Genomic DNA, 21,116 nt, shown 5'->3' on the forward strand with positions numbered 1-21,116 from the left:
CGGCGGTTCAGCGGAAGGGGTTGCCGGGGTCGGTGGTGTGGAAGTCGGCGAACGGATCCGCCGGTGCGCCGAACGGGTCCGGATCGGCCGCCCGGAACGGGTCGGGTTCGGGTCCGCCGCCGAAGGGGTCGGACGCGGCCGCGTACCGGGTGGTCTCGTCCTCGGCACGCTGACCGGGTACCGGCATCGAGCTGGGCGCGCCCTGGAACGGGTCGTAACGGTCCGTATCGGCATGGTCGTCGGCCGTCTCGGCGGTGCCGCCGTCGGTGATCACGATGGCCAGGCCCTCGCCGACGCGTCGGCGGGCGCCGAAGGCCAAGGGTGCGCGGGGTGACCCGGGTCCGTTGACGACGGTCCCGGTGCCGGAGCGCCGGACCTCCCACGCCTCGGGGTCGCGGGCGCCCGCCGGTTGCAGGTTCGGCCCACTGAAGTCGGTGCCGACGGTGAACCGCAGCACCATGCTGTCGCCGCCGACGATCTCCTCGCCCGTCATGCCGGTCGCGTGGAGCCGCACGATCAGCCCGCGGACCTTCTTCGCCTCGTAACGGGCCCGCAGCCGGACCGCCAGGTAGGCGAGCCCGATCACCAGCAGCACGCCGGCGGCGAGGATCCACCACCGGTATCGGGTGACGAACGTCGGTTCCGGCACCACCTGGACGGCGACGAGCCGCTCGGCCGCGACCGCCGATGTGGCGTCGTCGACCAGACGGACGGTCGCCGAGGCGGTGCCCTCGGCGGCCCGGCCGCCGAGCTTCAGGGCGAACGGTGTCCTGGTGGTTCCCGGGGCGGCGTCCACGACCGCCGGATCGATGCTGAAGTCGGCGCCGGGTGTCGGGTCGGCCACGACGATCCGCAGCCGGGCCGGTTCACCCGAGTCGTTGCGTACCGTGATCTGCCCGGTGATCTCCCCGCCCGGATGGGCGGTGGCCCGGTTGACGTCGAACCGGATCGAACCCTGCACCACCTTGCCGGCGCTCTGCAGGAGCGTGTTCAGCACCCGGGTGTCCCCGCCGATGCCGATGCCGGTGACCTGCCCGGTGAAGGTGAGATCGCCGGTCGCCCTCTCGGGCACGGTCACCTTGCCGCTGAAGGTGCCGTCGGCGTCGGGGTCGGTGAGCGGGATCTTCTGCCGGCCGCCGGAGCCGGACATGGTGGCGGCGAAGGTGAGGGTGCTGAGTTCCGCGGCGTCGGTGATGGCCCGGTTGCGGGCCCAGACCTGCATCTCGACGTCGACCTCCTGCCCGGCGACCGGCTGGGGAGGGTTGACGGTCAGATAGGTCCGCACGGCCGCCTGGTAGACCACGGTGGCCTCGACGTCCTTGACGGACACCGCAGCCGAGGAGAGCCGGATGGTCCACTCCCCCGGCACCGGGTCGGAGATCCGGATGGTCTCCACCTCGGTCGCCTGGCCGGCGATCTGGATGTTCGAGCCGCCCTCCTCCGGCGCGGGCCTGCGGGCGCCGGGTGCCAGGTATTCGACCTGGACCCGCTTGTCACGCTTGTAGACGATGATCGATGCCTCGCTGGCGACGGCCGGGATGGTGCCCCGCAGATCGAGAGGGCTGCCCCGGTCGAGGTCCTGCGGTGCGATCGGCCGGTATTTCACGCAGCCGGCCGAGCTGAACGCCTCGGCGACCGCCTCGGTGAGTTCCGACGAGTCCGAGACGACCCGATCGCGGGGGTCACCGGCGCCCGCCGCACAGCTCTTGCCGCGGGCGAACCCCTTGAGCGCCGCCTGGTCGGCCGCGCCGAAGCCGAGCGGCCACACCTGGGCCTTCGCGGCGGCCAGCTGGTCCAGGGTGCGCTGGGCCTCCGCCTTGGCGGCGGCGTTGCGGCGGTCCGGGTTGTCGCCGTAGTTGGTACTGGCGCGCACGTCGAGGACGCCGTCGGTGAGCAGGAAGACCACCTTCTTGTGCCCGGCGTCGCCGGCCCGCACGATCGACAGCGCCTGCTTGAGGGCGGCGGCGTGGTCGGTGTCGGCGCCCTCCTCGGGCTTGCGCCGGTGCAGGCCGGAGATGCACTCGGCGAGCGCGTCGCGATCCTGTTCGGTGGCCAGGACGGCCGGTTTGCAGACCACGTTCACGGCGCTCTGGCCGGGGGCGTTCGAGCTGCCGAACCCGACGACGGAGATCTCCGACTGCGGGGCCAGCACGCTGAAGGCGATGGTGCGGGCGGCCTCACGCTCCCGGACCACGTCGTCGTCGCTGAGGCTGCCCGACTCGTCGACGAGCACGACGACCTGCATGGGCGGCAGGGAAGGCGGGTCCTCGCGTGCCAGCCCGGGAGCGGGTCCCGGCAGGAGGACCAGGGGGACGCTCACAGCGGCCAGAGCCATCAGGGTCATCGGACGGCGCATCGGGCACCTCCATGCGGAAGGGAAGAACGGATGACTCAGCCCTGCTCGCTGGTGACCTGCTGGTACCAGACGGAGAGCGGGCGGGCGCAGCCCGCGGCGCCGTCCGGGCAGTACTGGTCGTTCCAGAGCCAGATCCAGCCGCCGCAGAGCACGATCAGCAGCAGCACGTTGGCGCGGGCCAGGACACCGGCGGCCGACGTGAGCATCTGCCGGGTGCCGTTGGTCAGCCCGACCGCCCAGGAGGCGACGACGTCGCCGAGGTTGTAGACGACCGACGGCGGTTTCGTGCCGCGCCGCCGGCAGACGTCGGCCACGATCATGTCGACCAGCAGCAGGAACGCGCTCGCACCGGTGATCACCCAGCTGATCAGAGTGGCGGCGAGCCGGGTCAGCGGGGCGGCGAGCTTGTGCACCACCAGCACGAAACCGACCATCACGGTGGCGACGAAGACCGGCATGAACAGCACCTGGGCGGTGTCTGCCGGGAACATCGCGAGGACGCGGCGCACCAGGTCGGCGACGAGGTCCAGAATCATGACGGCCCGGTCCCGTCGGAGCCGGCCGCCGGGGTTCCGGCCGCCGGGGTGTCGGTGATCGCCTTGGCCGGGGCCCCGGACGGCCCGGCATACTGGCCGAGGATGTTGCGGAAGCCCTCGACCGCGGCCGCGACCGCGCCGTCGAGCTCGCCGGCCCGGATCTCGTCACCGTCGATGAGCACCTTGATGGCCTCGATGGCGCGCTGCTTCTCCAGATCGGCCAAGCCCTGCATCTGGGTGACGATCTCCAGGCCGCGGGCCGGGTCCTGCTCGAGCACGAACGCGTACAGCGCCTGCGGCCCGCCGGTGACGATGGCGTTCATCCGGTCCTGCTTGAGGGCCTGGATCTGCTGCTCGTGCATCGTCTTGAGCATCGCCAGCTGCTGTTCGTGCTGCGCCGACTGCAGATCCTGGAACGTACTGATCCGCGCCTCGGGGATCTTCAGCCCCACGTGCAGCGCCTCGATACGGATGCCACGGCCGGACAGCGACAGCGGGCGCTGGCCGACGGTCCTCTGCACGTCCGACTCGGCGGCGGCCGGCTCGTTGTACTGGTGGCGGCGGGTGATGGTCGGCAGGTTCGTCAGGAGATAGGTCCGGCACTCCGCCTCCGGGTCCTCGATCAGCTCCCGGACCACCTCGACCGGGTCGCTGACCCGCCAGGTGAACCGCACGGTCGCCTCGAAGAACAGCGCGTCCCCGGCGGCCGGGAGCTGGCACGTGAAGTCGCCGCCGTGCGGGCGGTTGTCCACCACGTACGCCAGCTTGGGTCCTTTCCACCAGGTCTCCCCGGTGGTGTACGGCGGCTGCGGAGCGATCAGCTGGTTGTCCGGCATCTGGAAGACCAGGATGGTGCCCGGCTGGGCGATGGGCCGGCGGGCGAACGGCAGCCGCTTGAGCTCCAGCGTCTGAAGGATCGGACGGATCATGGCTGTGCCACCTTCGAAAGAGAGTCCAGGAGCTTCCGGGCCGTGTCCGGGGAGGCCGGCTTGCCGGTGCGCAGCTTCTCGGCGTGGATCATCAGGAGGTCGGCCTGCCGTCTGGTCTCGGGCACGGCGGCGAACAGTTCGACGAAGGCGGCCCGGATCGCCGGGTCCCGCTCGGCCGCGAGCGCCCAGTCCCGCATCACCATCCGGACGCCGTTGTCGGCGCCGCGGGCGACGAGCGACCGGCCCCACAACTTCGCGACGACCGCCGCGACGGCCGGATCGCTGTGGGCCAGCCGCAGCACGAGCGGCCAGGCCGGGCCGTCCTCGTCGCGTACCCAGTGCGAGAAGGAGGCCTGGAGGAAGGCGAGCACCCCGGCGGTCTGCCGGCCGCTGCGCGGTTCGCCGGCCCAGTCGTTGAGCATCGCGAGCAGGGTGTACCGGCGATCCGGCTCGGCCGCGGCCAGCAGCTCGCCGACGCTGTCCCCGATCGCCGTCGCCAGGCGGCCGTCCGCGCCGATCGCGAGCTTGGCCAGCAGCTCGTCGGGCCCGGGGTCGAGCACCGCGCCGACGCTGCCGCCGAGGGCCCGCACGGCCGCCGTCCGCGGCGCGGCGGCGTCCCGCGACGTCCAGTCCGCCACCAGCCGGAACGTCCGTGCCGCGGTCCCGGTCGTGCGGGCCGGCATGGCGAGCGCGGCCACCGCGAGTTCCCGCTCGTCGGCGCGGCCACTGCCGGCCCACGGCACGATGACGTCACGGCGGATCGTGTCGAAGGCGAACGTGGCGAGGAAACCGACCGCGAGGGCGGCCCGGACGCCGACCGCGACCTCGACGTCCTCGGCCATCTCCCGCAGCCAGTCGAGCATCAGGTCACGGTCGTAGTCGTGCTCCAGCCAGTAGTGGCGCAGCAGCCGCTCCGGATAGCCGGGATCCCAGAACGAGGCGATCTCCAGCTCGGCGGCGCCGTAGCGGGTACCGCGGACCTCCTCGTTCAGGCGGGCGCGTGCCGCCTTGAGACGCTGCCGGCGCGGTTCGGGGCGCCGGTGGGTGCCCGGTGCCGGGGCCGGGTCCTCGGCCTGCCACCGGCGCTGCAGCAGCTTCGCGGCCCGCGAGACGGAGTCGTACGACATGCCGTTCAGCACCGCGAGTGCGAGGACCAGCGCCTTGCGGTGCGGTTCGGCCAGTTCGTCGCTGTCGAACCACTGCTCGACGGCCTGGTCGGCGCGGGCCTCGAACCGTTCGAGGGCGTCGGCGACCAGGCCCCGGCCGCGGGCCGCCTCGGCCAGGTCGACGGCGAGTTCGACCAGGCGGTGGACGTCGAACGTGCCCGGCGCCATGGCCTTGAGCTGGTCCACGATGCCGGCCTTGTCGAGCAGTTCGGCCGCCTGCTCCGCCGATCCGAGCCGGTCGTCGAGGTGCCGGAGGGTCACCTCGTAGGCGTCCGGTGGTGCGGCGAGTGCCCGCCAGCTGGGCCGGCCGCCGTGCTCGGCAGCACGATCGGCGTCGGCGACCACCACGAGCCGGGAGCCCGCGGCCCGCAGACCGGTCTCGAGGTCGGCGAGGTCCTGGGTGGTCAGCGCGGTCAGGATCCGCGGGTCGCTCGCCTCCAGGACGAAGCCGCAGCCGGCCGGCAGCGTGTCCACCGGCAGATCGGCCAGCCGGCCGGTGAAGTGCACCTCGTAGACGGTCTCGAACCCGACCAGCAGGCTGGTCGCGGTGGCGGTGTTCCCCCAGCGGGGACGGGTTCCCAGCAGGAGCAGCCCGGTGCGGCTGATCGGCTCGCCCAGGGCGCTGAATCCGGCCGGCTGCACGTAGACACGGCGGATCTCGGTGACCATGCGGGTGGTGAGCATCTTGAGGATCGGGCGGGCCTGGTTGTCCTCGACGCCGAAGTACACGTCCCCGGCGATGTTCGGGCCGAAGAACGCGTCGCCGCCGATGGCGGTGCCGACCTTCACGGTCGCGCCGGCCACGCTCACCCCGGAGGTCCGCAGCCCGTACATGGACAGACCCTCGTTGAGGGCGCGGCTGCGTTCACCCCCGGCTGCGGCGTCCGCCCGGGTGTCGCCGTCGCCCTTGTCGTCGAAGTGCGAGTTGGCGGTGCTCCGCGACGGCTTGGCCGGTTTGGCGGGCGGCTTCTGCTCCTCAGGGTCGGCCATGGTGGTCGCCGCCGATCACCGTATCGATGGAATTGGCGTTGTTCGATCCGCCCATCCGGATGTTCACCGCGGACGACCGGGACGGCACCGGCGCGGGCCGCGGTCCGGCCGGGGCCGGGGGTTCCGGTTCGCGAGGTGGGACCACGCCGGGGAGGTAGGCCCAGCCGTGCCGGTCGGCCTCCTTGACAGTGATCGGGATCCGCCGGAACCACGCCGGGTCGAGAGAGGTGCCGCCGGCGATGACGTCGCCGTGGAAGGCGTCGCTGAGCAGCACCACCATGTCGGCGTCCGGGTAGCCGGCGAGCAGCTCGCGGCCGGCCGGCGCGTCGAGCAGCCGGGCGCAGTCCTTGAGCGGTGTGCCCGTGTAAGACCCGCCGGACTCGCGGTAGAGCAGTCCGGAGTGGACGGCGACGCGGAGCCGGAGCCGGTTGGCGGCGCTGGCGGCCTCGCGGTGCCGGCGCAGCTCGATGCCGAGGCGGCCGAGGAACGGTTCGATCAGTGAGTGCGGCGGGATACTCGCCGGTAGCAGGAACCGGTAGCCGTCGCCGTCGTCGAGGGTGGTCAGCGTGGTGACGTCGATGCCCTGGCGGGTCAGCGTGCCGGTGAGGATCCGCCACAGGTCCGTGCGCATCTGCAGCAGCAGGTTGTCACCACGGTCGCCGGATTTCTCGACATCGGTGGCGACGATCGAGTGAAACAATGGATCTTGCGACACGTCGCACTCCCGTCCGTCCGGAAGTCGATATTCCGGTACGGCACCGATTCTGGGAGTTTTCCAGCACGGACCGTATCGCCCTGCGGTCCACAACGGAGCGGAGGATCGCTAGGGGGCGCCGCTGATCGGACTAAGCATTCCGGGTACGGCCGATCAGCCCCGCCACCAGGCCTTTAGTCCGATCCGTACGGTGACCGTGACGGCTCGTGGAAGGGACCGGAAGAATGAGGGCCGTGGCGTTGGGCGCGTGATAATCGCGGCCGGGACATTCGCACTGAACAGAACCGGGCCGGGATGCGGGAGGATGTCGGCGGCAGGGGGGTGTCATGGCGCAGAATTTCTCGAGGCCCACCAACGGCTGGGCGTCTGGTACATTTCTGGGCGGCCTCTCGCCGTCCACGCGGGACGAACTGCTGGGGTTGTGCGCGCGGCGCCGCTACCAGTCCGGCGGCGCCATCCTCCGTGAGGGTTCGGTCGGGTCGCACGTGGTGCTGCTGGAGAGCGGCTTCGTCAAGGTGACCACGGCGGTCGAGGGCATGGCGACCCTGCTCGGCATCCGCATGCCGGGCGAGCTGATCGGCGAGATCGGCGCCCTGACCCGGGCACCTCGCAACGCGACGGTGACCGCCTGCGGTGTCGTCCAGGTCGGTGTCGTGACCCGGCCGGCCTTCGAGGAATTCCTGCGCCGGCATCCGGACACCTCGAATCTGGTGATGGCGACGATCGCCCGGAAGCTGACCTGGGCCAACCGGCGGCGCAGCGATTTCGCCGCCTTCCCGGCCCACATCCGGCTGGCCCGGCTGCTGGTGGAGATCGCCGAGGTGTGCGGGCGCCCGCTGCCGGACGGCCGGATCGAGATCGGCGTCGCCCTCAGCCAGCCGGAACTCGCCGCCATGATCGCGATCGCCCGGGCGACGGTGCAGAAGGCGCTGCACGAGTTACGGGAACGCGGCCTGATCAGTACGGCGTACCGGCGAATCGTGATTCTCGACCCGGCCGGTCTGGCCGGGCTGACCGACGACTGAGGCCCTTCATCACGCCGAGGGGAGGCACCGCTCGGGATGTATCGATAGATGTAACTGTCCCGATACATTTGCCGCGGGCACCCGCCCGTTCCCCTCCCCCTGGCAGAAGGGACGTCCGAATGCGCACCTGCGCCAAGATCCTCCTGGCCGCCGCGGTCGCCGTCACCGGCATGATCGCGCCGGCTGCGGCGATGGCCGCACCGCCCGACCCCACCCCGTCCACCCAGGTCGTCGGCGGTGAGCCGGCCAGCCAGAACTACTCGTTCATGGTGTACGTCTCGGGCTGCACCGGTTCGCTGATCAAGGCGAACTGGGCGGTCACCGCGAAACACTGTCCCACCCCGTCGTCGGTCCGCGTCGGCAGCATCGACCGGTCCAGCGGCGGCACGGTCGTCGCGGTCCGCCGGGCCGTCAACCACCCGCGCATCGACGTCAAGCTGCTCGAACTCGCATCCTCGGTGTCCCACGCCCCGGCCTCGATCCCCACCGCCTCCGGCGCGGTCGGCACCGCCACCCGCATCATCGGCTGGGGCCAGACCTGCCCGACCCGCGGCTGCGGCTCGGCCCCCCGGATCGCCAACGAGCTGGACACGTCGATCGTCGCCGACAGCCGCTGCCTCGGCATCAACGGTCCCTACGAGATCTGCACCAACAACACCAACGGCAACGCCGGCGCCTGCTACGGCGACTCCGGCGGTCCGCAGGTCCGCTCGGTCAGCGGCCGCTGGGTGCTGATCGGCGTCACCAGCCGGGCCGGCAACAACAGCTCGACCTGCGCCACCGCGCCGTCCATCTACGGCGACCTGCCGTCCATCCGCGCCTGGGTCAACACCCAGGTCGGCGGGCTGCCGGCCTGACGAGGAGCCGGCCCGCTCTAGGGTGGGCCGGTGCCCCTGTTCCGCAAGACGATCTCCGCGATCCTCACCGTGCTCGCCCTGGTCGGCGGGGTCCGGCTGACCATTCCGGCCGACGGCGACCAGGGCGTACGGCGACAGCTGGCCTTCCTGCGCGACGAGCTGGAACGCGGAGCCGACACCGAGGCGCAGGCGCTGTTCCCGGAGGGCTACTACTTCCTCAACGTGCTGTACGGCCTCACCTGGGTCGAACTGGGCCGGCGCGGCGCCGACGACGGGCGGGCCGCCGACGAGGCCGCCTGGGCACTGGCCCGGCTGGAGTCACCGGCCGGCCGGGCACCGTTCGACGCGGCGGCCGTCCCGCCGTACGGCGTCTTCTGGGCCGGCTGGACCAACTGGCTGCGCGGCGGCCTGCTCACCATCCGCGACGACCCCGCCCAGCGCGCCCGTCTGATCGCCGGCTCGCGGGCCCTGGCGTCCGCGTTCGACGCCTCCTCCACGCCGTTCCTGCAGGCGTACCCGGGTCAGGCCTGGCCGTGCGACTCCACGGTGGCGGCCGCCTCGCTGCGGCTGGCCGACCGGGTGACCGGCAAGCCTGAGTTCGCACCGGTCGTGGACCGCTGGGTGGGCCGGGCCCGTGGCCTGCTCGATCCGGCGACCGGCCTGCTCCCGCACCAGGTCGACCCGTCGACCGGCGCCGCCCTGACCGGTGCCCGTGGCACCTCCCAGGCGATCATCCAGAGGTTCCTCGTCGACGTGGATCCGGAACTCGCGCGGGAGCAGTACCCGCTGTTCCGCGAACGGTTCCTGGCCCGGCCGCTCGGTCTCGGCCCGGCGATCCGGGAGTACCCGCACGGCACCGACGGCGTGGCCGACGTCGACTCCGGGCCGCTGATCCTCGGCATCAGCCTGTCCACCACCGTGGTCGCGCTCGGTGCCGCCCGGGTCAACGGCGACGCCGCACTGGCCGGGGCGCTGGCGAACTTCGGCGAACTGGCCGGCCTGCCGCTGTCCACCTTCACCACCAAGCGGTACGCCTTCGGGCTGGTCCCGGTCGGCGACGCCTTCCTGGCCTGGTCGAAAGCGGCCGGCCCGTGGACCGTACCGGCCCCGGCCGCGCCGCCCGCGGTGATCTCGGCGTGGTGGCGGCTGCCGCTGCTCACCCTCCTGCTCCTGATCGGGCTGGCGCCGTGGCTGCCCGCACTGCGGCGGCGGTTCACCGGCCGTCGGGCTGCCGCGGGCATCCGTCCCGGCCCGCCGGGACCGGAAGCCGGTGCGCCCGGGACACCGTGAACCGAACACTGCGGGAGCCGTGACACCGACGAGGGATCACGGCACCGGGACGCCGGTCCCGAGGCCGCACGGCCGCTGATCATCGATCCGGCCGAGCCGGCGACCGCCCGGCGCGGAACGTCCGCCTCACGCCGGCGGATCCCCGCCGGGCGCGCGCCGATGGCTGCCATCCGATGACGTCACTCCGGCCGGTCCGCGGTCGTTCGACTTCATGATCGAAAAGAGGCTTGCCATGAAACTCACGGACCAGGTGAACGCCGCCACCAGGCGATATCGCGACACCACCGAGGAACGGGCCGCACTGGAACGGCGCAAGGCCCGGGACGGCGTCCGCGTCGTCGACACCCCCGAACAGGTGACGGCCCGCGTCGACCGGCTGAGCCGGGCCGGCATGGTGCACACCGGCTCGCTGCTGCGGACCGTACCGCAGCCGCCCGACGGGGACCGGCTGGTGCTGCTGGAGAGCATCATCGGCCTGACCAGCGAGCTCCAGGCGGCGAACTTCCTGGCCCGGGGTGCCCGGGTGGCCGCCACGGTGGGCCGGATCGTGGCCGACGGCCTCGAACCGCGCTCGCCGTGGGGCACCGGATTCCTGATCGCGCCGTCGTTGCTGCTGACGAACAACCACGTGCTCCCGGACGCCGGTGCCGCGTCGTCGGCGCTGCTCGAGCTCAACTACGAACGCGACCTCGACCACCAGCCGACCGTGGTGGCCACGTACCGCCTCGACCCGGAGGCGCTGTTCGTGACCGACGAAAGGCTCGACTACACGGTGGTGGCCGTCACCGCCGGCCCGGGTGGCACCGCGCCGGGTGACACGTTCGGCTGGAACCGGCTGATCCGCGAACAGGGCAAGATCGTGACCGGCGAGCCGGTGAACGTGATCGGTCACCCCGCCGGCCGGCGCAAGGAGATCGCCATCCGGGAGAACTCGCTGCTGTACCAGCTCGACGACTTCCTGCAGTACGACGCCGACACGCAGCCGGGCAGCTCCGGCTCGCCGGCGTACAACGACCAGTGGGAGGTGGTGGCACTGCACCACGCCGGGGTGCCGGCCACCGACGACAACGGCAACTGGCTGTCGATCGACGGCGGCCCGGCCGATCCGGATCGCCCGGACCGGGTGCGGTGGCTGGCGAACGAGGGCGTGCGGGTCAGCGTCCTGCTGCGGGATCTGCTCGGCCGTGAGCTGTCCGACGCCCAGCGGCGGCTGCTCACCACGATGGGCCCGCAGGCGTTGCCGGCGCCGTCGGCACCGGAGCGCACCGAGCGGTTCGGTGCCGGGCTGCGGGCCGCCGGTCCGGCCGGGGCCTCCGGTACGCACCTGGTGTTCCTGCACGGCCGCGCGCAGCAGGGCCGTGATCCGGCGCGGCTGCGGTCGGGGTGGCTGGCCGGACTGGTCGCCGGTCTGAGCCGGGGCGCGTTCGCTTCGGTGGACGCGGCGGACGTCTGGTTCCCGTTCTACGGTGACGTGCTGGCCGCCGCGGTGCCGGAGTCGCTGTCCGGCCGGCCCTCGGCCGAGGTGGTGATCGATCACGGCACCACGGCGTTCACGGTCGCGGCGCCGGCCGAGGAGTCCACCCGCGCCCTGTACGCGCACCTGCTGGAGCAGGCCGCGGCCCGGGCCGGTATGCCGGTTCCGGTGGCGGCCGGCGCGGTCCGGGAGGGCTTCGGCGACGACCTGATCCACGGGGCCCGCCGGGCACTGGGCTGGCTGGCCGCCCGGAGCCGGCTGGACGAGGTGGTCATCGCCACCGTCTTCCGGGACGTGGCGGCCTATCTCGACCAGCCCGCGGTGCGGGAGCGGGTGCTCGGCGCGGTGCTCGGCTGCCTGCCCGGGTCGGGCCGGCTGGTGCTCGTCGGGCACAGTCTCGGTTCGGTGGTGGCGCTGGATCTGATCTCCCGCCTGCCGTCCGCGCTGAGCGTCGACGTGCTGGTCACCGCCGGGAGCCCGCTGGGCCTGGACAGCGTGTCGGACCGTCTGCTCACGCCGCCGCCGCGGCTGGCCCGGCCGGTCGGGACGTGGGTCAACGCCTGGAGCCCGGCCGACGCCGTCGCGATCGGCTGCCCGCTCGCCGACGACTGGCCGCAGGCCGCCGACGTGATCACGGCGAACGCGGACGGCCGGGCCCACGACATCGCCGAGTACCTGAGCGATGCCCGGGTGGCGCAGGCGATCGGCACCGCGCTGCGCTGACGTTCCCGCGCCGCCGCCGGGCCGTGTCCCGGTGGCGGTGTCGCGCGTCCCCCGGGTTCCGCGTACTCGGCTTCCCCGTCCGACGTGGTCACCCGGAGCGAAGACGGTGTGACATTCCGTTCAGATCCCAGCCGCCGCGGACGATGACTGGGCCCATGAGACCCCGCCGGTTGTCCGTCCAGAGCCTCGGTGGCGCGATCGTCACCTCGGTGATCGCGGCCGCATGGCTCGCGCCGGGCGCAGCGTTCGCGTCCCCGGGCACCGAGATCCTGTCGGTGACCGGGACCGTCCTGTCCGTCATCGCCGACCCCGAACACGAGGCGGCCGATTCGCACACGACCCGCGAACTGGCGATGGTGCGGGTCGGTGACCTGCTGCTCCCGGTGCCGCCCGGCTCGCTGGCCGGCGCCGACTCGGGCCAGAAGGCCACCGTCAAGCTCCGCGTACGGCCCGGTACGAGCCGGGCCGCGGCACTCGCGGACGCCGCCGGGACGACGCCGGCCGGCGCTCCCGGGGCGAGTTCGGCGGCCGTCGTGGACGCCACCCTGACCGGTTCGGTACAGGCCGCGTCCACGCAGGCGGTGACACTCGGCGCGCACTCGCTGACCGTACTGCCGGTGTTCTGGTCGGTGAAGGACAACGAGACCCAGGCGTCGCTCACCACCCTCGCCAACCAGGCGAAGAGCTACTGGGCCGAACAGTCCGGCGGCCGCATCGACATCGGCGTGGACGTCCGCGACTGGAAGCAGGCGACCGTACCGACGGGCACCTGCAACTACACCGGCATCTACCAGGCGGCGCTCGCCGCGCACGGCGTGTCCGCGCCGGCGAGCGCGAACGAGCACGTGGCGGTCTACTTCCCGAAGCAGGCGGACTGCTCCTGGGCCGGGCTCGGTTCGGTGAACGGGCCGATCATCTGGATCAACGGGTACCCGTGGGAGGACGTGCTCACCCACGAGTTCGGCCACAACCTGGGTCTCGGGCACGCCAACAAGGCGACCTGCACGGCGTCGGGTGCCCGCGTCAGCCTTTCCACCACCTGCACGGTCAGCCAGTACGAGGACGTCACGGACGTGATGGGGTACGCGATGCGCGGCCTGCGGTCCGGGAACCTCAACGCGGCCTTCGGTGACTATCTGGGTCTGCAGCAGACCGTCACCGCGTCCCCGTCGGAGAAGACCACTGTCGACCTGTCGGCGCTGTCGGCGCACTCGGGCACCGGCGGCCTGAAGATCGCGACGTCGGCCGGCACGGTGTTCGTCGACTTCCGGCCGGCGACCGGCCGGGACACCCGCGCCCCGTACTGGGCCGGGGTGCAGGTCCGCCTGCGCACCACGGCGAACCCGCCCGCCACCCAGCTGCTCGACATGCAGCCCGGCACCGCCACGCCGTTCTCGGCGGCGAACCTGCCGGTCGGCGGCACCTGGCAGATCCCGGGCGGCCAGACGCTCAAAGTAACCGCGGCCGGCGCGAACACGGCGACGGTCGAGGTGTCGACCGCTACGTCCACCGACACCACCGTCCCGTCGGTCGCCCCGGTCATCACCACGGCGGCGGCCGTGACGAAGGACGCCGGGCAGACGGTCACCTGGAGCGCCGCCGAGGACAAGGAGTCCCGGATCACCGGCTACCGGGTGCTGGTCAACGGCGCCACCGCCGCCGAGACCGGCGGTGACACCCTGACCGCGCAGGTGCCGCTGAGCGAGGGCGGCAACACGGTCGCGGTGGTCGCGGTCAACGGCGCCGGCCTGGTGCGGAACAGCACCACGAAAATCTTCACGCGCGACTCGATCGCCCCGGACGCCGTCACCGGCCTGAAGGTCGGTGCGGACGGCAGGTCGGTCAGCTGGGCCGCCTCCACCACCGACAAGGGCACGGCCCGGTCGTACGCGGTACGCGTCGACGGCACACTCGTCACCACCGTGAGCACCACGACCGCGACCCTCACCATCGCGTCCGGTCAGCGGACCGTGTCGGTGACCGCGTCGGACGCGGCCGGCAACGTCGGCGCCGCCACCGAGACGAGGGTGTGGATCGACCCGGCCGCACCGTCCGGGCCGGTCGTCACCTCTCCGGCGCCCGGCGCCTGGCACAACAGCCGCCAGGTGAACGTGACCTGGAACGCGGCGTCCGCGCCCGGCTCCGGCATCAGGTCCTACACGGTGACCGTGAACGGCAGGGCCACCACCGTCAGCGGCGACGCCACCTCGGCGACCGTGACGGTGCCCACCGACGGCGTCCACAGGGTCTCGGTGACCGCGAAGAGCATGTCCGGTCTCGTCTCCCTGCCGGCCACCGCGACGGTGCAGGTCGACACGCTCGCCCCGGAGGCCGCGAAGGGCGTCCGGATGTCCGCCGACCAGTCGAGGCTCACCTGGGCCGCGGTCGCCGGCAAGGGTGCACCGGTCTCGTGGAAGGTGCAGTTCGGCGGCGGTACCCCGGTCACCGTCACCAGGGCCGAGGCGCCGAACACGGCCGCCGACGGCAAGCACACGTGGACGATCGCCCCGGTCGACGCGGCCGGCAACGCCGGTCCGGCCACCGAGTTCACGGCGTGGACCGACCGGACCGCCCCGTCGCAGCCGGTCATCACGTCGCCGGCGGCCGACAGCTTCACGAAGGCCGGTCCGGTGACGGTCACCTGGGAGGCGGCCACCGACGCGGACAGCGAGATCACCGTGTACCTGGTGACGGCCGGCAGCCAGAAGGTCACGGTGCCGGGGACGTCGACCAGCTTGTCGTACAAGCCGGTCGACGGGAGGCAGACGGTCACCGTCACCGCGGTCAACGGTGCCGGCCTGCGTTCCGCCGCCGCCACCGCCGCCTTCACCCACGACCAGACGGCCCCGATTCCGGCCGCCCAGGTCACGGTGAACGGCAGCGGCACCGCCCTGGCGTGGAAGGCCGCCACCGACCGCGTCAGCGGGGTCGCCGAATATGTGCTGTACCTGGACGGTGCCAGGGTCACCACCGTCCCGGCGACTGCGACGACAGCGGCGGTGACCACCCCGTCCGGCCGGCACGTGTGGTCCGTGGTCGCCGTCGACAAGGCCGGTAACAGCAGCACGGCCGTGTCGTCCGTGGCGGCCTGGTTCGACGTGACCGCTCCGGCCGCCGCCCAGCCGGCACCGCTGCCCGCCACCCAGGGGGTCAAGGCGATCAAGGTGTCGTGGGCGGCCGCCGTGGACCCCGAGTCCGGCATCAGGGGCTACACGGTCGTCGCGACCAACGGCACCCGGACGGTCAAGGCGACCGCACCGGGAACGGCAACGTCGGCGACCCTGGCGGTGCCCGAGGACGGGTCGTGGCAGGTCGACGTGCAGGCCGTCAACCAGGCCGGCCAGACCACCGACGCGCCGGCCGGCACGGTCCTGGTCGACTCGGCCAGGCCGGCCGCGCCGGTCATCACCGGCCCGGTCGCGAAGAGCACGGCCGGCACCTCGTTCACCGTCACGTGGACGGCACCGGCCGCGGGCCGGTCCGGCATCAGCGGCTACCGGGTGGCCGTCAACGGCAAGGCGTTCACCACGGTCGACGGGACGACGCTGCAGGCCCCGGTCACCGTGACCGCGACCAGAGCCGCGCCGGTGACCGTGACGGTGACCGCGGTGAACGGAGCCGGAGTGGTCGGCCAGGCCGCCACCGTGACGTTCACGGCCTCCCCGGCCGCCTGACCCGCGAAGCAAAAGGCCGGATCCGCCAGGCGGCGGGTCCGGCCTTCGTGGTGTTCCCTGACGATCAGCCCGCGGTGGTGGTCAGCCGGCCGTGGCGGGCGCGAGCCGGACCGGGGCGTAACGGGCGCGACGGGTGCCGGTCACGTACGCCCAGTACCGTTCGCCGAAGGACCAGTGCCACCACTCGGTCGGATAGTTCACCAGACCCGCCGACGCCAGCGCCGACGACATGGTCCACCGGTTGCTCCGCGCCTGTTCCGAGATGCCGGGCGCCCCGGTGAAGCAGGCGTTCGCGCTCTCGACCGGTGTCGCGTCGACCGGCGTGCCCATGTCGAGTTCGACGCCGTCCTCGGTGCAGAGCGTCAGGTCGACCGCCCCGCCGGTGCTGTGCGGCGCCACGTGCACGGGCGAGACGTACTTGGTGGCCTCGACGTACACCCGGTCGCCGGGCCACTCCGGGTGCCGGTGCCGCAGCTCGCGCAGGTATCCGTCGAACAGCGTCTGCTGCCGGTCCAGCGGCCGGTACCCCTCGGTGATCAGGAAACGCAGGCCGCCCGGCAGCGTGGCCTGGGCGTCCAGCAGCCGCGACACGACACCCTCCCGGAGGTGGCTGAAGGCGCCGGCCTCGTCGGCGTACCGCCGGTCCAGCCGGAGACCCGGCACCGTGCGCAGATCGACGAGCGGCTCGTCCGAGTCCCCCGCCTCGATGGCGTCGATGCGGGGGTCGGAGAGCAGGACAAAGGTTTCGGCCGTCATGCCGACCCATCCTTGCGTACGCCGATCTCGGTCTCACTGATGCTCGCCGGTTCGAGTACGCGGTGCAGGAACTCGCGGGTGCGCTCCTCGCGGGGCCGGCCGAACACGTCCGCGGGCGGGCCTTGTTCGACGATCACGCCACCGTCCATGAAGACGACCCGGGAGGCGACCTCGCGGGCGAACGCCATCTCGTGGGTGACCACGAGCATGGTCATGCCCTCGGCGGCCAGGCCGCGCATGACGGCGAGCACCTCCCCGACCAGTTCCGGGTCGAGGGCGCTGGTCGGCTCGTCGAAGAGCATCAGCTGCGGATCCATCGCCAGGGAGCGGGCGATCGCGGCACGCTGCTGCTGCCCGCCGGACAGCTGGGCCGGGTAGGCGGCCGCCTTGTCGAGAAGCCCGACGCGGGTGAGGTTCGCGGTGGCGATCCGGTCGGCCTCGGCCCGGCCGCGCCCCAGGACCCGGCGCTGGGCGATGGTCACGTTCTCCCGGACGGTCAGGTGCCCGAACAGGTTGAACTGCTGGAAGACCATGCCGATCCCACGGCGTACGGCATCGATGTCGCAGTCCGGGTCGGTCACCTCGACGCCTGCCACCCGGATGGAGCCGGAACTCGGTTCCTCGAGCAGGTTCACGCAGCGCAGCAGTGTCGACTTGCCCGATCCGGACGGCCCGATGACGCAGACCACCTCGCCGGGTTCCACCGACAGGTCGATGCCGCGCAGCACCTCCAGGGCGCCGAAGGACTTGTGCAGCCCGCTGATCTCGATTGTCGACATCGCGCTCACCTCTCCCTTCCGGCCCGGCGTTCCAGCCCGCGGACCAGCTGCGACAGCGGGAGGGTGAGCACCAGGTAGAGCAGTCCGGCCACCACCAGCGGTGTCGGGTTGACCCGGGTGTTGAGGGCGTCCCCGGCGAACTTGGTGAGCTCGATGGTCGTCGCGGTGACGCCGAGGACGTACACCAGGGAGGTGTCCTTGGTCAGCAGGATGATCTCGTTGGTCAGGGGCGGGATGACGATGCGGAACGCCTGCGGCAGAACGATCGACAGCATCGCGCGGGGGTGCGACATGCCGAGGGTCCGGGCCGCCTCGAGCTGTCCCTTCGGAACGGCCTGGATGCCGGCGCGGATGGTCTCGGCCATGTACGCGGCCGCGGTCAGGCCCAGGCCGACCGTCACCGAGCCGTAGACGCCGCCGGGGATCTCCCGGTCCGGGAACGCCAGCGGTACGCCGTACCCGACCATGAAGAGCACCAGCAGCGCCGGCAGTCCCCGGAAGAGTTCGATGTACGCGGTGGCGAACCAGCGGTACGGCAGGATCGACGACAGCCGCATCAGCGCCAGGATCAGTCCGAGCGTCAGGCCGAAGACGAAGGCCAGCAGGGTGTACGTGATGGTGTTGCGCAGTGCGATGGTGATCGCCTCGGGGAACATCTCCCCGGCGACGTCGAGCCGGAAGAAGGCCTCGGACAGGCGTGTCCAGTCGGCGGCTGCGACGACGGCGAGGATCGCCAGCGTGAAGGCGACGTAACCGGCGACGCGGAAGACCTTCCTCCGGCGGCGTGGGCTCAGTTTCATGCGGCCGGTTTCTCGCCGATCCAGGTCGCGTAGATCTTGTCGTACGTGCCGTCGGTGCGGGCCGCCGCGATCGCCTCGTTGACGGTCTTGAGCAGCTCGGCGTTGCCCTTCTTCACGGCGAAGCCGTACTGCTCGCCGGTGTCGAAGCCGGCCGCCACGGCGACCTTGCCGGGGTTGGCCTTGATGTACTCGTTCCAGACCGGCAGGTCGTTGACGGCCGCCTCGACCTGTTTAGTGGACAGGGCCTGCTGGAGCGCGGCGAGGTCCTTGTAGGAGACGACCTCGATGTCGAGCTTCTTCTCGGCGACCTGCTTCTTGATGTAGTCCTCGCCGGTGGTGCCGCCCTGCACGCCGAGGCGCTTGCCGGTCAGCTGGTCGAGGCCCTTGACCTGGCTGCCGGTGTTCACGGCGAGTGCCTGGGTGGCGTCGAAGTACGGGTCGGAGAAGTCCAGGACCTTCTTGCGCTCTTCGGTGATCGTCATTCCGGCCGCGGCCACGTCGCACTTGCCGGAGCTGAGGTCGGAGCCGGACTTGATGCCCTCGAACGGCGTGTCGACGATCTCCTGTGTCACGCCCAGCTTCGCGGCGACCAGGTCGATGAGCGCCACGTCGAAGCCGACGACCTTGCCGCTGGGGTCCTTGGACTGGAACGGGGCGTACGGCAGGTGCGTGCACGTGGTCAGCGCACCGGCCTTGATCAGCGGAACACCGCTGTCGGTGGTGCCTCCGGTGTTCTCCTTGGCACACCCCGTCACGCCTATCGCCAGGGTCCCCGCGATGGCCAGTACGGCTGCCCTCGGAATGCGTCCGAGCATGCTCATATGTCTCTCCCGGCCGGATCGGAACCATAGTGGACCATGACAGAGTAATCCAATGTGACCTACCGGGCGGGTGGGTGTCAGGCATCGACCGGCAGCCGCCCCCGCGTGGCCTCGTCCCACCGCACTTCGCGCACGGGCGCGGTGCCTCAGAGCTCCACGCCCGTAACACTTTCCGGGCTGCCAATTTCCGGAAGTTCCGAAGGCCGGTGCCGATTATTTCGCCGCTTCCAAGATCAAGAAAAGGCTGCTCGGAGGCGACTTCCGCTACGTAGTCTGTGGACGTACGATCGTGAAACTCCCGGAACGAAGCCGAAACATTCGGTATCCCCGACATCCCCCGTGCCTGAGGAGGCTCACCCCCGTGAACGATCAGAAGAACGGCGCACCGATCCGGCGCCGATGGCGAGCCGCCGCCGTCACCGGCATCGTCGTCGCCATGACGGCCACGACCGCGATCCTGTGGCAGGGCACCTCGAGTGCCGCGTCGACGCTGGGCGCCTCGGCGGCCGAGCGCGGCCGTTACTTCGGCACCGCGATCGCCGGCGGCAGGCTGAACGACTCGCAGTACACGACCATCGCGAACCGTGAGTTCAACATGATCACGGCCGAGAACGAGATGAAGCTCGACCAGACCGAGCCGAACCAGAACCAGTTCAACTTCAGCGCCGGCGACCAGATCGTGAACTGGGCTCGCAACAACGGCAAGCAGGTGCGCGGGCACACCCTGGCCTGGCACTCCCAGCAGCCGGGCTGGATGCAGCGCATGGAGGGCTCCGGCCTGCGGCAGGCGATGCTCAACCACGTGACCCGGGTGGCCACCTACTACCGTGGCAAGATCCACTCGTGGGACGTGGTGAACGAGGCGTTCGCCGACGGTTCCTCCGGCGCCCGCCGCGACTCGAACCTGCAGCGCACCGGCAACGACTGGATCGAGGCCGCGTTCCGGGCCGCGCGCGCCGCCGACCCCGGCGCCAAGCTCTGCTACAACGACTACAACACCGACAACTGGTCACACGCGAAGACGCAGGCCGTCTACCGGATGGTCCAGGACTTCAAGTCCCGTGGCGTGCCGATCGACTGCGTCGGTTTCCAGGCGCACTTCAACTCCGGCAACCCGGTGCCCAGCAACTACCACACCACCCTGCAGAACTTCGCCAACCTCGGCGTGGACGTGCAGATCACCGAGCTCGACATCGAGGGCTCCGGTTCCAGCCAGGCCGAGCAGTACCGCGGCATCGTCCAGGCGTGCCTGGCGGTGACCCGGTGCAACGGCATCACGGTGTGGGGTGTGCGCGACACCGACTCGTGGCGCGCCTCCGGCACCCCGCTGCTGTTCAACGGCAGCGGACAGAAGAAGGCGGCGTACGACGCGGTCCTCGCGGCGCTCAACAGCGGCCAGCCCGACCCGGGCCAGTCCTCCGGCGGCCCGTCCGCCAGCCCGAGCACCCAGCCCGGCGGCAGCTGCACGGCGACCTACAGCGAGGGCCAGAAGTGGAACGACCGCTTCAACGGCCAGGTGACCGTCACCGGCAGCAGCAACTGGATCGTGACGGTGACCGTGTCGTCGCCGCAGCGGATCATCGCCACCTGGAACGTCAGTGCCACCTGGGACTCCAGCAACGTGATGACCGCCCGGCCGAACGGCAGCGGCAACTCGTTCGGGTTCACCGTCCAGCACGGCGGTAACTGGACCTGGCCGGCGCTGACCTGCCGGACCGCCTGACCGAGATCGTCGCCGGTCCTCCCCGGGCACGCTGCCGGGGAGGCCGGCGGCGTGCTCTCCGTGACCGAATGCAATGAACCGGTTAAGAAAAGACCGCCGGTGGGCATGCATGTACACATGTCGATCGTTAGCGATGATTTGAGGGTCTGCCCGGCCAGGATCACGCTCGACGCCGCCCAGCTCGCTTTCTTCAACGAGTTGCCGGCAGACGCGCCGAGCGTGCAGTCCGCTCTGCGCTGTGAGCTCGAACAGGGCCACGAGGGCTCGCATGCGGCGCTCGGCCACCAGGCCGGAACGACGACCTGGTGGGTCCAATGGACGCTGAGCGCATCCGAGATCAACCCCTACACCTGGTGCTCGGCGACGAGCACGCCGCACACCGCCGCACGTGACGAACAGGACTGCGCACTGTTCGACGGGCATCCCGGCACCTGCTCGCCCGGCTGGCGAACGTGGAACGCGGAGGTCTGAAACGGTTCAGCGTGCTCTGCCACCCTGGTCA

The 21,116-nt window shown here is 71.5% G+C and carries 16 protein-coding genes; 7 read left to right on the forward strand and 9 right to left on the reverse strand.

Going from position 1 to position 21,116, the window contains the following annotated elements:
* Nucleotides 1–7: 7 nt before the first annotated feature.
* Genes AB0G04_RS08415 through AB0G04_RS08435 form a run of 5 tightly spaced genes read right to left on the reverse strand, consistent with a single transcriptional unit; the run spans nt 8 to nt 6,692 of the window.
* Nucleotides 8–2,356 (reverse strand): vWA domain-containing protein, encoded by a 2,349-nt coding sequence (locus AB0G04_RS08415; RefSeq protein ID WP_360978654.1) that lies wholly within the window; start codon nt 2,354–2,356, stop codon nt 8–10.
* Nucleotides 2,357–2,391: 35 nt separating this feature from the next.
* Nucleotides 2,392–2,892, reverse strand: a complete 501-nt coding sequence (locus AB0G04_RS08420; protein WP_360978657.1) for a hypothetical protein — start codon at nt 2,890–2,892, stop codon at nt 2,392–2,394.
* Nucleotides 2,889–3,821, reverse strand: a complete 933-nt coding sequence (locus tag AB0G04_RS08425; RefSeq protein ID WP_360978660.1) for a hypothetical protein — start codon at nt 3,819–3,821, stop codon at nt 2,889–2,891. Before AB0G04_RS08425 ends, AB0G04_RS08420 begins: the two co-directional genes overlap by 4 nt.
* Complete coding sequence (locus AB0G04_RS08430) at nt 3,818–5,977, reverse strand: hypothetical protein (protein WP_360978663.1); 2,160 nt, start codon at nt 5,975–5,977, stop codon at nt 3,818–3,820. The genes AB0G04_RS08425 and AB0G04_RS08430 overlap by 4 nt, the downstream gene beginning before the upstream one ends.
* Nucleotides 5,964–6,692: a hypothetical protein gene (locus AB0G04_RS08435; protein ID WP_360978666.1), complete on the reverse strand. Its 729-nt coding sequence runs from the start codon at nt 6,690–6,692 to the stop codon at nt 5,964–5,966. The genes AB0G04_RS08430 and AB0G04_RS08435 overlap by 14 nt, the downstream gene beginning before the upstream one ends.
* A 326-nt stretch (nt 6,693–7,018) precedes the next feature.
* On the opposite strand from AB0G04_RS08435, the gene AB0G04_RS08440 reads away from it, so the two are divergent.
* From AB0G04_RS08440 to AB0G04_RS08460, 5 genes are all read left to right on the forward strand, one after another.
* Entirely contained in the window at nt 7,019–7,717 is a 699-nt protein-coding gene (locus AB0G04_RS08440; RefSeq protein WP_360978669.1) for a Crp/Fnr family transcriptional regulator, read from the forward strand.
* 119 nt (nt 7,718–7,836) lie between these two features.
* Nucleotides 7,837–8,574: a trypsin-like serine protease gene (locus AB0G04_RS08445; protein WP_360978672.1), complete on the forward strand. Its 738-nt coding sequence runs from the start codon at nt 7,837–7,839 to the stop codon at nt 8,572–8,574.
* Nucleotides 8,575–8,604: 30 nt separating this feature from the next.
* Nucleotides 8,605–9,864: a hypothetical protein gene (locus AB0G04_RS08450; RefSeq protein ID WP_360978675.1), complete on the forward strand. Its 1,260-nt coding sequence runs from the start codon at nt 8,605–8,607 to the stop codon at nt 9,862–9,864.
* A 232-nt stretch (nt 9,865–10,096) separates the two neighbouring features.
* On the forward strand, nt 10,097–12,061 hold the full coding sequence (locus AB0G04_RS08455) for a trypsin-like peptidase domain-containing protein (protein ID WP_360978678.1): 1,965 nt from the start codon (nt 10,097–10,099) through the stop codon (nt 12,059–12,061).
* Between the two features lie 155 nt (nt 12,062–12,216).
* On the forward strand, nt 12,217–15,735 hold the full coding sequence (locus AB0G04_RS08460) for a hypothetical protein (RefSeq protein WP_360978681.1): 3,519 nt from the start codon (nt 12,217–12,219) through the stop codon (nt 15,733–15,735).
* 81 nt (nt 15,736–15,816) lie between these two features.
* On the opposite strand, the gene AB0G04_RS08465 is transcribed toward AB0G04_RS08460, so the two are convergent.
* Genes AB0G04_RS08465 through AB0G04_RS08480 form a run of 4 tightly spaced genes read right to left on the reverse strand, consistent with a single transcriptional unit; the run spans nt 15,817 to nt 18,891 of the window.
* Entirely contained in the window at nt 15,817–16,491 is a 675-nt protein-coding gene (locus AB0G04_RS08465; RefSeq protein WP_360978684.1) for a M15 family metallopeptidase, read from the reverse strand.
* The gene (locus AB0G04_RS08470; protein ID WP_360978687.1) at nt 16,488–17,270 is read right to left on the reverse strand and encodes an amino acid ABC transporter ATP-binding protein; all 783 of its coding nucleotides are present in this window, start codon (nt 17,268–17,270) and stop codon (nt 16,488–16,490) included. Before AB0G04_RS08470 ends, AB0G04_RS08465 begins: the two co-directional genes overlap by 4 nt.
* A gap of 5 nt (nt 17,271–17,275) precedes the next feature.
* On the reverse strand, nt 17,276–18,070 hold the full coding sequence (locus AB0G04_RS08475) for an amino acid ABC transporter permease (RefSeq protein ID WP_360978690.1): 795 nt from the start codon (nt 18,068–18,070) through the stop codon (nt 17,276–17,278).
* A complete protein-coding gene (locus AB0G04_RS08480; protein ID WP_360978693.1) occupies nt 18,067–18,891 on the reverse strand; it encodes a basic amino acid ABC transporter substrate-binding protein in 825 nt (274 codons plus the stop codon). Before AB0G04_RS08480 ends, AB0G04_RS08475 begins: the two co-directional genes overlap by 4 nt.
* A 436-nt stretch (nt 18,892–19,327) precedes the next feature.
* Here AB0G04_RS08480 and AB0G04_RS08485 point away from each other — a divergent pair, with 436 nt between their 5' ends.
* Nucleotides 19,328–20,614, forward strand: a complete 1,287-nt coding sequence (locus AB0G04_RS08485) for an endo-1,4-beta-xylanase (RefSeq protein WP_360979359.1) — start codon at nt 19,328–19,330, stop codon at nt 20,612–20,614.
* A gap of 117 nt (nt 20,615–20,731) precedes the next feature.
* Nucleotides 20,732–21,085, forward strand: a complete 354-nt coding sequence (locus AB0G04_RS08490) for a hypothetical protein (protein ID WP_360978696.1) — start codon at nt 20,732–20,734, stop codon at nt 21,083–21,085.
* The last annotated feature ends 31 nt before the right edge of the window (nt 21,086–21,116 follow it).

The organism is Actinoplanes sp. NPDC023801 (assembly GCF_040639655.1).
Taxonomy (GTDB): Bacteria; Actinomycetota; Actinomycetes; order Mycobacteriales; family Micromonosporaceae; genus Actinoplanes.

Bases quoted from the DNA above. Each gene is read 5' to 3' on its own strand.
- AB0G04_RS08415 (WP_360978654.1), bottom strand. From the start codon at position 2,356: ATGCGCCGTCCGATGACCCTGATGGCTCTGGCCGCTGTGAGCGTCCCC.
- AB0G04_RS08490 (WP_360978696.1), top strand. From the start codon at position 20,732: ATGTCGATCGTTAGCGATGATTTGAGGGTCTGCCCGGCCAGGATCACG.
- AB0G04_RS08425 (WP_360978660.1), bottom strand. From the start codon at position 3,821: ATGATCCGTCCGATCCTTCAGACGCTGGAGCTCAAGCGGCTGCCGTTC.
- AB0G04_RS08440 (WP_360978669.1), top strand. From the start codon at position 7,019: ATGGCGCAGAATTTCTCGAGGCCCACCAACGGCTGGGCGTCTGGTACA.
- AB0G04_RS08475 (WP_360978690.1), bottom strand. From the start codon at position 18,070: ATGAAACTGAGCCCACGCCGCCGGAGGAAGGTCTTCCGCGTCGCCGGT.
- AB0G04_RS08460 (WP_360978681.1), top strand. From the start codon at position 12,217: ATGAGACCCCGCCGGTTGTCCGTCCAGAGCCTCGGTGGCGCGATCGTC.
- AB0G04_RS08430 (WP_360978663.1), bottom strand. From the start codon at position 5,977: ATGGCCGACCCTGAGGAGCAGAAGCCGCCCGCCAAACCGGCCAAGCCG.
- AB0G04_RS08485 (WP_360979359.1), top strand. From the start codon at position 19,328: ATGACGGCCACGACCGCGATCCTGTGGCAGGGCACCTCGAGTGCCGCG.
- AB0G04_RS08420 (WP_360978657.1), bottom strand. From the start codon at position 2,892: ATGATTCTGGACCTCGTCGCCGACCTGGTGCGCCGCGTCCTCGCGATG.
- AB0G04_RS08455 (WP_360978678.1), top strand. From the start codon at position 10,097: ATGAAACTCACGGACCAGGTGAACGCCGCCACCAGGCGATATCGCGAC.
- AB0G04_RS08470 (WP_360978687.1), bottom strand. From the start codon at position 17,270: ATGTCGACAATCGAGATCAGCGGGCTGCACAAGTCCTTCGGCGCCCTG.
- AB0G04_RS08480 (WP_360978693.1), bottom strand. From the start codon at position 18,891: ATGAGCATGCTCGGACGCATTCCGAGGGCAGCCGTACTGGCCATCGCG.
- AB0G04_RS08445 (WP_360978672.1), top strand. From the start codon at position 7,837: ATGCGCACCTGCGCCAAGATCCTCCTGGCCGCCGCGGTCGCCGTCACC.
- AB0G04_RS08465 (WP_360978684.1), bottom strand. From the start codon at position 16,491: ATGACGGCCGAAACCTTTGTCCTGCTCTCCGACCCCCGCATCGACGCC.